At 71.4% G+C, this 13,724-nt stretch carries 14 protein-coding genes; 8 read left to right on the forward strand and 6 right to left on the reverse strand.

Features of this window, described 5'->3' with window-relative positions; translation table 11 throughout:
* From EYW49_RS12975 to dhaK, 8 genes are all read left to right on the forward strand, one after another.
* Positions 1 to 495, forward strand: a 495-nt coding sequence (locus EYW49_RS12975) for an FGGY-family carbohydrate kinase (protein ID WP_265937397.1), incomplete at its 5' end; no start/stop codon positions are given.
* A gap of 54 nt (positions 496 to 549) precedes the next feature.
* Positions 550 to 1,278, forward strand: a complete 729-nt coding sequence (locus EYW49_RS12980; RefSeq protein ID WP_131310014.1) for an MIP/aquaporin family protein — start codon at positions 550 to 552, stop codon at positions 1,276 to 1,278.
* Positions 1,279 to 1,464: 186 nt separating this feature from the next.
* Positions 1,465 to 1,953 (forward strand): hypothetical protein, encoded by a 489-nt coding sequence (locus tag EYW49_RS12985; protein WP_131310015.1) that lies wholly within the window; start codon positions 1,465 to 1,467, stop codon positions 1,951 to 1,953.
* 508 nt (positions 1,954 to 2,461) lie between these two features.
* A complete protein-coding gene (gene dhaL / locus EYW49_RS12990; protein WP_131310016.1) occupies positions 2,462 to 3,121 on the forward strand; it encodes a dihydroxyacetone kinase subunit DhaL in 660 nt (219 codons plus the stop codon).
* A gap of 10 nt (positions 3,122 to 3,131) precedes the next feature.
* On the forward strand, positions 3,132 to 3,548 hold the full coding sequence (gene dhaM / locus EYW49_RS12995; protein ID WP_131310017.1) for a dihydroxyacetone kinase phosphoryl donor subunit DhaM: 417 nt from the start codon (positions 3,132 to 3,134) through the stop codon (positions 3,546 to 3,548).
* A gap of 117 nt (positions 3,549 to 3,665) precedes the next feature.
* Positions 3,666 to 3,953, forward strand: coding sequence for an HPr family phosphocarrier protein (locus EYW49_RS13000; RefSeq protein ID WP_131310018.1), 288 nt, complete (start codon positions 3,666 to 3,668; stop codon positions 3,951 to 3,953).
* Entirely contained in the window at positions 3,946 to 5,544 is a 1,599-nt protein-coding gene (locus EYW49_RS13005; protein WP_131310019.1) for a phosphoenolpyruvate--protein phosphotransferase, read from the forward strand. Before EYW49_RS13000 ends, EYW49_RS13005 begins: the two co-directional genes overlap by 8 nt.
* Before the next feature lie 277 nt (positions 5,545 to 5,821).
* Positions 5,822 to 6,814, forward strand: a complete 993-nt coding sequence (dhaK, locus tag EYW49_RS13010) for a dihydroxyacetone kinase subunit DhaK (RefSeq protein WP_131310020.1) — start codon at positions 5,822 to 5,824, stop codon at positions 6,812 to 6,814.
* Positions 6,815 to 7,210: 396 nt separating this feature from the next.
* On the opposite strand, the gene EYW49_RS13015 is transcribed toward dhaK, so the two are convergent.
* From EYW49_RS13015 to EYW49_RS13040, 6 genes are all read right to left on the reverse strand, one after another.
* Positions 7,211 to 8,200, reverse strand: a complete 990-nt coding sequence (locus EYW49_RS13015) for an energy transducer TonB family protein (protein WP_131310021.1) — start codon at positions 8,198 to 8,200, stop codon at positions 7,211 to 7,213.
* A gap of 14 nt (positions 8,201 to 8,214) precedes the next feature.
* Positions 8,215 to 9,012, reverse strand: a complete 798-nt coding sequence (locus EYW49_RS13020) for an adenosylcobinamide amidohydrolase (protein WP_131310022.1) — start codon at positions 9,010 to 9,012, stop codon at positions 8,215 to 8,217.
* Positions 9,009 to 9,803 carry an ABC transporter ATP-binding protein gene (locus EYW49_RS13025; protein WP_131310023.1) on the reverse strand — a complete coding sequence of 265 codons (795 nt, stop codon included), beginning with the start codon at positions 9,801 to 9,803 and terminating at the stop codon, positions 9,009 to 9,011. Before EYW49_RS13025 ends, EYW49_RS13020 begins: the two co-directional genes overlap by 4 nt.
* Positions 9,800 to 10,798, reverse strand: coding sequence for a FecCD family ABC transporter permease (locus EYW49_RS13030; RefSeq protein WP_131310024.1), 999 nt, complete (start codon positions 10,796 to 10,798; stop codon positions 9,800 to 9,802). The genes EYW49_RS13025 and EYW49_RS13030 overlap by 4 nt, the downstream gene beginning before the upstream one ends.
* Positions 10,795 to 11,658, reverse strand: coding sequence for an ABC transporter substrate-binding protein (locus tag EYW49_RS13035; RefSeq protein ID WP_165498239.1), 864 nt, complete (start codon positions 11,656 to 11,658; stop codon positions 10,795 to 10,797). The genes EYW49_RS13030 and EYW49_RS13035 overlap by 4 nt, the downstream gene beginning before the upstream one ends.
* A gap of 65 nt (positions 11,659 to 11,723) precedes the next feature.
* On the reverse strand, positions 11,724 to 13,649 hold the full coding sequence (locus EYW49_RS13040) for a TonB-dependent receptor plug domain-containing protein (RefSeq protein ID WP_131310026.1): 1,926 nt from the start codon (positions 13,647 to 13,649) through the stop codon (positions 11,724 to 11,726).
* Positions 13,650 to 13,724 lie beyond the last annotated feature (75 nt).

Raw genomic sequence — 13,724 nt, forward strand, 5'->3', positions numbered from 1 at the left:
ACCGTCGACGACAACGGCGGCGTGTACTTCGTGCCGGCCTTCTCCGGCCTCTATGCGCCGTATTGGAAGGACAGCGCCCGCGGCGTGATCGCCGGTCTGACCCGCTACGTCAACAAGGGCCACATCGCCCGTGCCGTGCTCGAAGCGACCGCCTATCAGGTCCGCGAAGTGCTCGACGCGATGGAGCAGGACTCCGGCATCGAACTGGCGAACCTGCGGACCGACGGCGGGATGATCCGCAATCAGCTGCTGATGCAGTTCCAGTCCGACATCCTGAACAAGCCGGTCGTCCGCCCGGTGGTGCAGGAAACCACGGCGCTCGGCGCGGCCTATGCGGCGGGTCTGGCCGTCGGCTTCTTCCAGGGCACCGACGAACTGGTCGCCAACTGGGCCGAAGATCGCCGTTGGAACCCGTCGATGCCCGAAGAAAAGCGCGCCTCGCTGTTCCACTTCTGGAAGAAGGCGGTCACCCGCACCTTCGACTGGGTCGAATGAACTCATCGAAACAAGTGACATGCTCTCTGATGAGAACGAATTGGAGATACGACAATGCACGGACCGATTTTCGGTGAGTTTCTCGGAACGCTGGTTCTGATCATGCTGGGCGACGGCGTCGTGGCCAACGTCCTTCTGAAGGGCTCCAAGGGTGAGAATTCCGGGTGGATCGTGATCACCACGGGATGGGGGCTCGCCGTCCTCGCCGGTATCATCACCAGCGTCGGCGTCGGTGGCGTCGCCCACCTCAACCCGGCGGTCACGCTCGCGGCGGCCGTCACCGGCGGCGACTTCTCGAACGTCGTCCCCTTCATCGCCGCCCAGATGGTCGGCGCCTTCTGCGGTGGCGCGCTCGTTTGGCTCATCTACCTGCCGCATTGGGCGGGCACCGAAAGCCAGGGCCTCAAGCTCGCCGTGTTCTGCACCGGGCCGGCGATCCGCAACATCCCCTCGAACGCTCTGACCGAGTTCCTGGTGACCATCGCTCTGGTGGTGATCGGCTTCGCGATCGGTTCGAAGGGCTTCGCCGGCGCCGGCCTGCCGGGCGGCCTCGGCCCCTACTTCTGGGGCATGCTGGTGTGGGGTATCGGTCTGTCGCTCGGCGGCCCGACCGGTTACGCCATCAACCCGGCTCGTGACCTCGGACCGCGCATCGCCCATGCGGTTCTGCCGATCGCCGGCAAGGGTGACTCCGATTGGGGTTATGCTCTGGTCCCGGTTCTCGCTCCCGCCGCCGGCGGCATCGTCGGCGCCCTGATCTGCAAGGCGACCGGCATCGCCTGATGTCGAGGAAGGCCTCGAAGAGGCCTCGACGAGAAACGCGCGGCGCCCCGAGGGGCGCCGCGCACTGCTCCGGCCGAAGGGCCGTCGACCCGCCGAGGCGAGGGGGCCTCGCTCTCCCGCCGCACAGCCCGGCGCCCGGTCGATCCCGTGTCGCCTTCGTTTCTACGGCACGCTATGATGCCCTCCATGGTGGACGAAGACGACAGCCGAACCGGGCCGGAAGATGCCGAGGACGAGCCGCAGGCGCTGCGGCGACGCGCCGAGGTCGCGGTGCCCGAAGCGGTCGCCGAATACAAGCGCATCCTGAAGGCGGTGCTCGACGTGCGCCCGTCGGGGTTTCGGCGCAAGCTCGCCGTGGCGATCGATCGCAATCCGAGTTTCGTCTCGCAGATCATCAATCCGGCCTATCCGGTGCCGATCCCGGCGCCGCACATCGAGAAGATCTTCGAAGTCTGCCACCTGTCGGGCGAAGAGCGCAGTGCCTTCATGGCCGCCTATACCCGAGCCCACCCGCGGCGGGTGCAGGGCGGGGCGGTCGAAAAGCGGCCCGGTCGTCGGCTGATCCTGACGGTGCCCGATCTCGGCTCCGATCACGCCAACCGGCAGTTCGATGCCGCGATCGACGAGTTCGTTCGTCGCCTGGCGCCACTGCTGCGCGCCCCGGACTCGGATTGATCCGCGGCGGCCGATCGCGTCGATGGACCGCGGATCCGCGGCCTGTCGCCGGCTCACCGGTGCGTCGAACATTACTAAAGTTTCAGGCCGCGCCCCGGACCTCGTCCGGCAGCGCCGAAGCTGCGGCAGGCGGGTGGCGACGCCACGACGAATTCTGAGAAATCCTTGGTGTTCCGCGGCTTTTTGCGGGTTCGGCGGGCCGCGCCATGCGCATCAATACGGAAGAGTGCACGTGCCCCGTTGACGCCAGGAAATTTAGTAATAACCTGTGGCTCGGCTAAATCACTTAAGTTGCGGTGGCCGCACGCAGAGGATTTCGGGTCGGCGGCGGGGCGGCAGGCGAGGGGTGTTCGGTCGGTTCGGTTCGGCGGTACCCGGCCCGGGCCCGCGAACCGGTGGCGCCGGATCCGAAACGCGACGGCGAGACACGAATTTCGGCCGCCGGCAGGGTCGGCGGACCGGGACGGCAATCGGCGGCGAAAAGCCGAATTCACGAGGAAACGCGAAAATGTCGAGCACCGACGCAGCCCAGACCGGCCTCACCATCGAAGCCCTGACCAAGGCGATCGACGCGGTGGTGGCGACCATCGTCGACCACGCTTCCGAACTGACCGACCTCGACATGGCGATCGGCGACGGCGACCACGGCCTCAACATGAAGCGTGGTTTCGAAGCGGTGCGCGGCGCGGCGGCCAAGATCGCCGCCCAGACCCCGGCGGACGCGCTGAAGACCATCGGCACGACGCTGATCATGACCGTCGGCGGCGCCTCCGGCCCGCTCTACGGCAGTCTGTTCCTGGCGATGAGCAAGGCGGTCGCCGATCGGCCGATCGATCTGGTGGTCGCCGCCGAGATGCTCGAGGCCGGGATCCAGGCGGTGCAGTCGCGCGGCAAGTCGCACGCCGGCGAGAAGACCATGCTCGAGACGCTGATTCCGGTCGGCGCGGCGCTGACGGCGGCCGGCCCCGCCGCCGATCCGGCGGCCCTGACCGCTGCCCTGAAGGCGGCGGCCGCCGCCGGTGCGGCGTCGACCGTACCGCTGCGCGCCTCCAAGGGCCGCGCCTCGTTCCTCGGCGAACGCAGCATCGGCCACATGGACCCCGGCGCCCGCTCGAGCGAGCTGATGGTCGGTGCCGTCTGCGACGCCTTCTTCGCCCCCGCTCCCTGACGAGGCCCCGATGACCAAGAAGACTCCCGCCAAGCCCACGGCCAACGTCGGCATCGTGATCGTGTCGCATTCGCCCGACGTCGCCCGCGGTGCCGCCGACATGGTGCGCCAGATGGTCGGCACCAGCATTCCGCTCGCCCATTGCGGCGGCGATCCCGACGGCGGTCTCGGCACCAGCGTGCCGGCGATCATGGCGGCGATCGAGGCGGCCTGGTCGCCGTCCGGCGTCGCCATCCTGGTCGACCTCGGCGGCGCCGAGACCAATTCGGAAATGGCCATCGAAATGCTCGACGACGATCGCCGCGATCTCGTGGTGATCTGCAATGCCCCGGTGGTCGAAGGGGCGATCATGGCGGCGACCGAAGCGTCGGGCGGGGCCCGGCTCGCCGAAGTCAAGGCCGCGGCGGAAGAATTGTCGCCGGCCTGAGGTCGGGACGCGCCGCCGGCCGACCGCCCGTCCGAGGGCGCCGATCGGCCGGTCCGGCCCTCTCGGCTTCCGGCCGCGCCGCCGGGCCCCTCGTACTTGAGTTTCAGGAACGTCTCCATGACCACCACCGCCTCCGCCGTCCTCAAGGATCCGCTCGGGCTCCACGCCCGGCCGAGCGTCAAATTGGTCAAGTTGGCCAAGACGTTCGATGCCACCGTGGAGATCGCGGCCGATCCCGAGGGGCCCTGGACCGCCGCCAAGAGCCTGATCAAGGTGATGAAGGTGAAGGCTCGCCACGGCACCGCGCTGCACGTCCGGGCGACCGGGGCCGACGAGGCGGCGGCGGTCGCGGCGCTCGTCGAGCTGGTCGAGGCGGATTTCCCGGAGGACGGCAGCGATGGCTGAGATCGTCAGTGCCTGCGGCCGCGCCGCGTCGCCCGGCCTCGTCACCGGTCCCCTGGTACGGCTCGCCGATCGGGCGGAAGCCCGGCGCGCGTCGCCTCGCGTCGCGCGCGGTGATGCCGCGGCCGAGACCGCCCGCCTCGATGCGGCGATCGGGGCGGCCGGTGAAGGGCTCGATGCGGCGATCGCCGGGGTCGGCGACGACGTCGCAGCGGAGGTGCTGGGCTTCCAGCGCGAGTTGCTCGACGACGACGATCTGATCGATTCGGTGCGCGCGGCGATCGCCGACGGCTCCGCGGCGGGCGACGCCTGGGGTCGGGTGATGGACGAGCAGATCGCCGACTTCGCGGCGAGCGACGACGAGGTGTTCCGCGCCCGCACCGCCGATCTCGCCGACCTGCGCGACCGCGTCGCCGGCCATCTTTCGGGCCGCAGCGGCGAGGGCGAGGTCCTGCCCGACCATGCGGTGGTCCATGCGGTGGACCTGGCGCCGTCGCGCTTCCTGGCGATCGACTGGAACCGCTGCGGCGGCATCGCGCTCGCCGAAGGCAGCGCCACCAGTCATGTGGCGATGTTGGCGCGCAGCCGCGGGGTGCCGATGGCGATCGGGCTCGGTCCGGTGGCGTTCCCCGACGGTGCGTTGGTCACCCTCGACGGCGAGACCGGGCGGCTGTCGGAAGCAGCGGCGGATGCGGTGCCGGGCCGGCAGGCCTCGGCCGGCACGCCCGACGAGCCGATCGCACCCGGGCCGGCGACCACCGCCGACGGCGAACGCGTCGTCACGCTGATCAACATCATGGGGCCGAGCGATCTCGAGCGGCCGGAGGCGGCGCATGCCGACGGCATCGGCCTGTTGCGGTCGGAGTTCCTGTTCGCCGAGGGGCGGCCGGACGAAGAGGCGCAGGTCCGGATCTATCGCGACATCCTCGCCTGGGCGGCCGGACGACCGGTGACGGTGCGCACCCTCGACGTCGGCGGCGACAAGCCGCTCGAGGGCGTGACGATCGAGGGCGAGGCCAATCCGTTCCTCGGGCTGCGCGGCATCCGCCTGTCGCTGAAACATCGCGATCTGTTCCTGACCCAACTCCGGGCGCTGGCGCGGGCGGCGGTCGACGGCGATCTCGAGGTGATGTTCCCGATGATCGCGGTGCCGGCCGAATACGACGCCGCTGCGGCGCTGATGGACGAAGCGCTCGCCGCGCTGGCGCGGGAGGGGATTCCCGCCCGCCGACCGCGGCTCGGCATGATGGTCGAAGTGCCCTCGGCGGCGATCGCCATCGATCTGTTCGCGGCCGAGTTCTTCTCGATCGGCTCCAACGATCTCACCCAGTTCGTGCTGGCCTGCGATCGCGCCAACGGGGCGGTCAACGACCTGTTCGATGCGACCAATCCGGCGGTGGTGCGGCTGATCAGCCAGGTCGTCGCCCATGGCCGAGCGACCGGCCGCAAGGTGTCGCTGTGCGGCGAACTGGCCTCCGACCCGCACGGGGTGCGGATCCTGCTCGACGCCGGGCTCGACCGGGTGTCGGTGTCGCTCGCCGCGCTCGGACGGACGAGACGGGCGATCGCCGGCTACAGGCGCGGCGACGTCTGAGTTCGCCCGCGGGCGCCGGAGGTCCGGTGGCCCGCCCCATTCCTCGGCGTCGCTCCCTCAGGGGCGACGCCGGTGGCAGAGACGATGCGGCCGGCGCGGCCGTATCGCGACCAAAGGCGCTCGCGAGGGGTGAGGGGCACGTCCCCGAGCCTCGCGCGGGCGTCCGGGGCGTCCTCTCCGGCAGCGACGGAGGGCGCTCGGCAGCGCAAGGGCGTGGCTGCGCCCTCGTCACGAAGCCGGCGGAGTTCGGCTCGATCGAGAACCAACGGAGGAATCGATGAAGAAGTTCATGAATGATGCCGAGCAGTTTCTCTCCGAGAGCCTGGCCGGCTTCGTCGCCGTCCATGCCGACGTCGTGGCGCTGGGCGAGGGCGGACTCTACGTCTCCCGCGCCGCGCCGAACAAGGCCAAGGTGGCCTTGATTTCCGGCGGCGGCAGCGGCCACGAGCCGCTCCACGCCGGCTTCGTCGGCACCGGCATGCTCGATGCGGCCTGCCCCGGGCAGGTCTTCACCTCGCCGACCCCCGACCAGATGCTCGCCGCGGCCAATGCCGTCGGCGGCGCGCCGGGCGTGCTGTTCATCGTCAAGAACTACAGCGGCGACTGCATGAACTTCGAAATGGCCGCCGAGCTCTATGAGGGTAAGATCGCCACCGTCCTGGTCAACGACGACGTCGCCGTCGAAGATTCGACCTGGACCACCGGCCGGCGCGGCGTCGCCGGGACGATGATCGTCGAAAAGATCGTCGGCGCGGCCGCCGAAGCCGGCAAGTCGCTCGACGAACTGAAGGCGCTGGGCGACCGCGTCGTCGCCGCCACCCGCTCGATGGGCGTGGCGCTGACCAGCTGCACCGTGCCGGCGGCCGGCAAGCCGACCTTCACGCTCGGCGAAGACGAGATGGAAATGGGCGTCGGCATCCATGGCGAGCCCGGCCGCCGTCGCGTCAAGCTGACCAGCGCCAAGACGATCGCCGGCGAAATGGTCGAAGCGATCGTCGCCGACATCGCCAAGTCCGGCGTCACCGGCGGGCCGATCATCCTGCTGGTCAACGGCTTCGGCGGTACCCCGGCCGGCGAACTCTACCTGATGGCCGAGATGGCCCGCACCGATCTCGCCGCGCGCGGCTTCACCCTCGCCCGGATGATCGTCGGCAACTACATCACCTCGCTCGACATGGCCGGCTGCTCGATCACCATCACCGCGGTCGACGACGCCCTGTTGGCGCTGTGGGACGCGCCGGTGAAGACCGCCGGGCTCGTGTGGGGCTGATCACCGCCTGCGCGTGACCAACGAACGGACGCCGGCCGGTTTCTCGCCATGAGCGGGAGACCGGCCGGCCGTCGGCGCGACCGGCGACGCTTCGCGCGCGCGAGTACCGCGACACCGGGCCGCCATACGTCGCGGCGATGCGCCGGCGGACGTGGCCGATCGTTCGACCGGCGATACGCCGGCGGCCAGGTTCGATCGTTCGACACCGTGGCGCGGTCGCCCGCCGCCGCTGCGGCGAGGCGGTCGTGCCGGCTTCTCCACTCTTTATATATGCCCATATGCGCGCGACATCGTACGGGCGGCGCGATCGCGCGCCCGTCGACCGCGCCGCGGCCGCGCGCCTTTGGATTGCGGCGTGGCCGTGCGCCGTCGATCGTGCAGCGCGGGTCGCCGCGTTCAATCCAGCTTCAGTGTGACGGTCATCGCCAGCGACGCGTCGGCGAGCGCGGCCGGGATCGGATCGACCGGCGAAGCGCGGCGGACGATGCGCAACGCTTCGTCGTCGAGTTCGGGGGAGGCCGCCGGGGTGACGATGGCGACACCGCCGAGGCGGCCGCTGCGATCGACCGTGAAGGCGACGACGATTCTGCCGGTTTCGCCGAAGCGGCCGGTGCGGCGCTGCGCCTGGATCCGCGCGGCGACCCCGGCCTTGTAGCCGGTGAGCAGATCGCGCCCGCCGCCGCCGGTCGATCGGGCCTTCGCCGCTGTCGCCCCGGCCTCGGCCGCTGCACTGGCAGGAGCGGCGGCGTTCGCGGTTCTGGTCGGCGCCGGACGCTGCGCGACCGGGCGAGCGGGGACGATCGGTCTGGCCGGGGCGATCGGACGGGCCTCGGGCGGCCGCGGGCGCGATTCGGGGATCGGCGGCGGGGCGATCGGCTCGGGCGGTGGTGGATCGCTGCGGGCGGTGATGACGATCGGATCCGGCGCCGGCGCGGCGACGACGACCGGGACGGGCTCGGGCTCGACCGGTGGCGGCGGGACGTCGGCCACGGCGGGCGGCGCAGTTTCGGCTACAGGCGGCACGATTTCGGCCGGGGCGGGCGGCTCCGGGGGCGAACTCGCGGGCTCCGGCTGCGGTTCGGCCGGCGGTTCGATCGCCGCGACCGCGACCGGAGGGGCGCTCGGCTCGGCGGGGTGCGCGGCCGGCGTCGGGTCGGTCGCCGGGGCGGCCGCGGCGGACTCGATCGGTTCGGGCGCGCCCTTCACGAATTCGACGGCATAGACGATCTCCTCGGCCGGTTCGCCGGCCGGGGCGGCGCGATCGGCGGCCCACAGCAGGCCGGCCAGCGCCAGGACGTGCAGCGACGACGACAGGACGAGGATCGCGCCGCGCCGGGCGAGTGTGCGGGTCGGCGGACGGGCGAGGCGATCGGCGGCGATCGGCATGGCGGTCCCACCTCTCACGGTACGCGTTCGCGACGCGACCCGAGCGCGGCGACGGGGCCGCCGACGCAGGCGGGTTCGGCTGTGACGGCGGCCCGGCGTTTCGGGGCGGCGCCGTCGAGGGCGCGGGGCGGTCTCGTCTGGGCGGCGAACCAGCGCGCCACCGCGCCGCGGGTGGCGGTCAGAACCGCCGAGCCGATCGCTTCGCCGATGGCGGTGTGGAGGCCGGCATAGGGGGCGGGATCCGCCCCGACCGGCGCGGCGACGACGATGCAGTCGGTGCCGGTGCCGGTGATCACGTCGCTGCCGCGGCGCATCGTGGCTTCGAGTACGGCAACGGTGCGGGCCTGGGTGGCGACGCTCGAGGCCTCGAGCAGCGCGACCTGGGACAGCGGCACCGAGACGTGGACCAGGGTGTTGATGGTGCCGAAGGCATGGGTGTCGCGGCCACGCGGGTGATCGCGGCGCCGGCCGACGAATTCGCCGTTGGTCAGCCCGACGGTGGTGACCACGGTGGCGACGACGCCGTCGACCTCGTCCTGGGCGAGGCGATGGGAGCGCAGGTCGCAGGCGGTCATCAGGCCGACCGCCGCCCCGAGGCCGGCATGGGCGAGGGTCTGGTCGAGCAGGGCGACCGGATCGGTGCCGATCGGCAGATCGGCGTCGCGCACCTCGAGCCAGGCGACGGCTTCGGCGGTGACGAAGCCGGGTCGGGTGATCGACCAGCTCAGCATGCGCTGGGGGGTGGCGAAGCGCGTCACCAGGAGTGGCGGCCGGCATTCGATGGAGAAGGGGAGAGGGGCCTCGGCGATCATGCGACGACCTCCGGTCTGGGTGCGATCAGATGCGTGGGCACGATCACCGGGCCGACGCCGTCGTGGCCGAGATGGGCGACGATGCCGTAGACCGCGGCGAGATTCTCGACGGTCAGCACGGTCTCCGGCGGGCCGTCGGCGACGAGGCGGCCGCGATCGACGAGCAGCAGGCGCCGGCACCAGCGCGCCGCCAGACCGAGGTCGTGCAGCGAGGCGACCACCGTGTGGCCGCGGCCGGCGAGGTCGGCGAAGGTGCGCATCGACGCCAGTTGGTGGGCCGGGTCGAGGCCGCCGGTCGGTTCGTCGGCGAGCAGGATCGGCGTCGCCTGGGCGAGCGCCCGGGCGAGCAGGACGCGGGCGGTCTCGCCACCGGACAGGCGTTGGGCCGGCCGGTCGCGCAGCGCTTCCAGTCCGGTCGCCGCCAGCGCTTCGGCGATCGCCCGGCGGTCGGCGTCGGTCGGCGGCGCGAAGGGGCCGCGGTGGGGCAGGCGGCCGAGGGCGACGACTTCGGCGACCGGCATCGGCCAGGCGATGTCGTGGGTCTGGGAGAGATAGGCGATGCGCAGGGCCCGCTCGCGCGGGGTGAGGTCGCCGATCGGCCGGCCGTCGATGCGGACACTGCCGTCGTGGGACAGCAATCCGGCGAGCACCCGCAGCAAGGTCGACTTGCCGGCGCCGTTGGGGCCGATCAGCCCGACGAATTCGCCGGCGGCGAGGTCGAGATCGATACCGTCGAGGACCCGACGGTCGCCGAGGCGGGCCCCGAGCCCGCGAATCTCGATGCGGCTCATGGGGCTCTCCCGCGTTCGTGGAAGACCAGCCACAGGAAGAACGGCGCGCCGATCATCGCGGTGACCACACCGAGTTTGAGATCGCGATCCGGGGCGATCAGCCGGGCGGCGAGGTCGGCGGCGGCGAGCATCGCCGCGCCACCCAGCGCGCTCGCCGGCAGGAGCCGGCTCGGCCGCCCGCCGACCAGCGGCCGCAACAGATGCGGCGACACCAGACCGACGAAGCCGATGACCCCGGCGACCGCGGTCGCCGCCCCGACCGCTGCGGCGGTGCCGAGCACGATGCACAGCCGCACCCGGTCGAGCCGGACGCCGAGACTGGCGGCGGTCTCGGCGCCCAGCGTCAGGGCGTCGAGCGAGCGGCCGGTGAGGCCGATCAGCACCCAGCCGAGCACCATGAACGGCAGGGCCAGTGCGACATGGGCGAGCGAGCGATCGACCAGCGAGCCGAGCATCCAGAACACGATCTCCAGCGTCGCGAAGGGGTTGGCGGAGAGATTGAGGGCGAGCGAGGTCAGCGCGGCGGTGATGCTCGACACCGCGACGCCGGCGAGGATCAGGGTGTCGCGATTGCCGTCGCGGCCGCCGAGAATCAGCACGATCACCACCGCCGCCATGGCGCCGAGGAGGGCGGCGAGCGGCAGGGCCGGCGGGAAGGCGGAGGCGAGCCCCGAAGCGATCGCCACCACCGCACCGAGCGCGGCGCTCGAGCCGATGCCGAGCACGCCGGCGTCGGCGAGCGGATTGCGCAGCCAGCCCTGCAGCACCGCGCCCGACAGGCCGAGGGAGGCGCCGATCGCCACGCCGAGAATGGCGCGCGGCAGGCGGATTTCGCGCATCACCAGGCTGATCGCGCCGTCGTCGACGAACAGGGCGGTGAGCCCGCGCCAGGGACGGATGTCCGAGGGGCCGGTGAGCAGCGAAGCGGCGAACAGCGCCAGGGTCAGGGCGGAGAGGCCGAGGATCAGCACCGGAAAGGGCGGGGGACGGATCATCGCACCATCCCTTCGGAGGTCGCGACGCGCCGGCGCTCGTCGACCATGCGGCGGACGGCGTCGATCACCCCGAGCGAGCCGCACAGCGACCAGCGGTCGGGCATGACCGCGAGCCGGGCCTTGCCGGCCAGCGCCTCGAACACCGGATGGGCGTGATTGGGCTGGGCCGGCGTCGTCCATTCGGCCTCGGCGGTGCCGACCAGCACCGCGTCGGGGTGTTTCATCACCAGGAGTTCGAGCGGCAAGGTGCCGGAATTCTCGATGCCGAGTTCGGTGGCGAGATTGCGCCAGCCGGCCATCGCCAGCACGTCGTCGGCGAGCGTGCCGCGGCCTTCGGCGCGGTTGCCGACGTGGTAGATCACCGCGACCGGCAGTGCGCCGACGGCGAGCGGCCCGCGGGCGGCGGCGAGGCGGGCGTCGAAATCGGCGACCAGCGCCGCCGCGCGGCCGGGCCGGCCGAGCAGGTCGCCCATCCGCAGGATGTCGGTGCGGATGTCGGCGAAGGAGCGCGGCGGCGCGAATTCCTCGACCCGGTAGCCGAGGCGGCGGAGAATCGAGACGGTCGAGCGGGCGGTGTAGATGCCGGCCAGCACCAGATCGGGGGCGAGCGGCACCAGTTCCTCGGCGTGACCGTCGTTGATCGGGAAGGCCTGGGCGGCCTCGGCCATGTCCGACAGCTCGGCGTTGCGCGCCAGCCGCGACAGCGAGGCGATCTGCTCGGGCCGGGCGATCATCATCGCCAGCTGATCGGTGCAGAGATTGGTCGAGACGACACGGCGCGGCGGCTCGGCGGCGGTGGGCGCGACGGCACCCGCCAGCGCGGCGAGGAACAATGCCGCGGCCCCGGCCAGGGTGGGCACGGCTGTCCACCGAGGACGGGACCCGGCATTGAACTGCGGGGAAGCGATCATCGTCGCCATCCCCCTCAATATCGGACGTTCAGGGCGGCATAGACCGCGGCACCGGCGGTGCCGTAGCCCCAGATGGTCTCGTAGCGCCGATCGAGCAGGTTCTTGCCGGTCAGCGACACGGTCACGTGGTCGTCGATCTGATAGGCGAGGCCGGCGTCGAGCAGGAAATAGCTCGGCAGGCGGCGAACCGCGCCGACCGAATAGTCGGTGTCGACCGAATCGGCGACCCAAGTGCCGCGCAGCGTCGCGGTGGTCCGCTCGAAGGGGGTCAACGCGGCGCCGAAGGTCGCCTTGTGCAGCGGCACGCGCATCAGGCGGGCGCCGGTTCCGGCGCGGGCGTCGGTGTAGGTATAGCCGGCGTCGAGGGTCAGCTGGTCGAGCGGCCGCACCCGGCCGGTGAGTTCGACGCCCTCGCGGGTCGAGGTGCCGGGCACCTGCGCATAGGCCCAGGTGCGGGTGTCGTAGTCGATCAGATTGTCGGTGGTGACGTGGAACCAGGTCGCCGACACCGAGGCGCGGCCGCCCCAGAAGCGATGATCGATGCCGACGTCGAAGCTGCCGCTCGATTCGGGCTTCAGCGCACGATTGCCGTAGAACGGCGCGTAGAGTTCGTAGATCGACGGCGGGCGGAAGCCGGTGCCCCAACTGGTGCGCAGCTTGGTGCCTTCGGCGAGGTCATAAGCCGCGGTCAGGCGATGGGTCGGGTGATCGCCGAACATCGAGTGATGGTCGTCGCGCAGCGCGCCGGTCAGGGTCAGACCGGCGATCGGCTGCCAGGACAGTTGCGAGAACACCCCGGTGTTGTCGATGCCGCCGGACAGATCGTCGGAGGTGCGCGCCGTCTCGTGGGTGCGGTCGAGGCCGAAGGACAGGCCGACGGCGTCGGTCAGGCGCAGCACGCCGAGATATTCGGCCTTCGCGCGGTTGCCCTCGAAATGGCCGGGGTAGGAATCGTAGACGTCGCGGGTGATGCGATAGGCCTGGACCGCGACGGTGTTCTTCAGCCGGCCGTCGAAGGCGTCGAAATCGGCGCCGACCCGGCCGCCGATCTCCTCGCCGATGGTGTGGAAGCGGCGCGCCGTGGTCTCGTCGGCGGGGTGGCCGAGGCCGGTCATCCAATCGTAGGCGAAGTCGTCGTAGTTGCTCTCGTGGCGCGAATAGCGCAGCGCCCCGAACACCTTGAAGCCTTCGGCGATCCGGCCCGAGCCGTTGGCCGAGAAGGTGGTGTTGTCGTAGCCGTCGGCCTCGCGGTTGCCCTTGTGGGAATCGGCCGAGGAGAAGCCGGCGGAGCGGAAGCGCTCGATCGCGGTGTTGACCTCGACGGTGTCGTTGGCGGCGGAGAAGCCGTAGCGGCCGGATGCGGTGCCATAGGATCCGGCCATCGCCGCGGCGGAATGGTGCACGCCCTTCTCTTCCGAGGTGCGGGTGGTGATGTCGATCACCCCGCCGACCGCGGTGCCGCCGTAGAGTGCCGACTGCGAGCCGCGCAGGATCTCGATGCGCTCGACGTCGCCGAGCAGCAGATGCTCGAGCCCGGCGGTCATCTGCGGCTGGGTCGGATCGGCGACGTCGACGCCGTCGATGCGGACCAGGACGTAGCGCGCCGACAGGCCGCGGATCTGCATCGTGGTCTGGCTGCCGGCCGGGCCGGCCTGGGAGAAGCCGAGCCCGGGGACGCGATCGAGCAGATCCTTGACCGTCGATTCGCCGCTCTTCTCGATCTCGCGGCGGGTGATCACCGTCACCGACGAGCCGACCGCGGCGTCCTCGGTTGGAGTGCGGTTGGCCGAGATCACCACCGTGCCGAGATCGAGCGATCCGGCGGGCGGCACCTCGTCGGCGCGGGTCGCGGTTAGGCCGGCGAGGGCGGCGAGGAGGCCGACCCCCGAGGCGAGCGCGCCACGGCGGACTTGACGATCGAACTGCGGGAACGTGCCCATGACCAACTCCGAGGGCGGCGGCGACCCGAAGCCACGCGCCGAGGCCGGGTACCGTAGTACCCGCCGACCGATCTC

The organism is Siculibacillus lacustris, assembly GCF_004328075.1.
GTDB classification, from domain to species: domain Bacteria; phylum Pseudomonadota; class Alphaproteobacteria; order Rhizobiales; family Ancalomicrobiaceae; genus Siculibacillus; species Siculibacillus lacustris.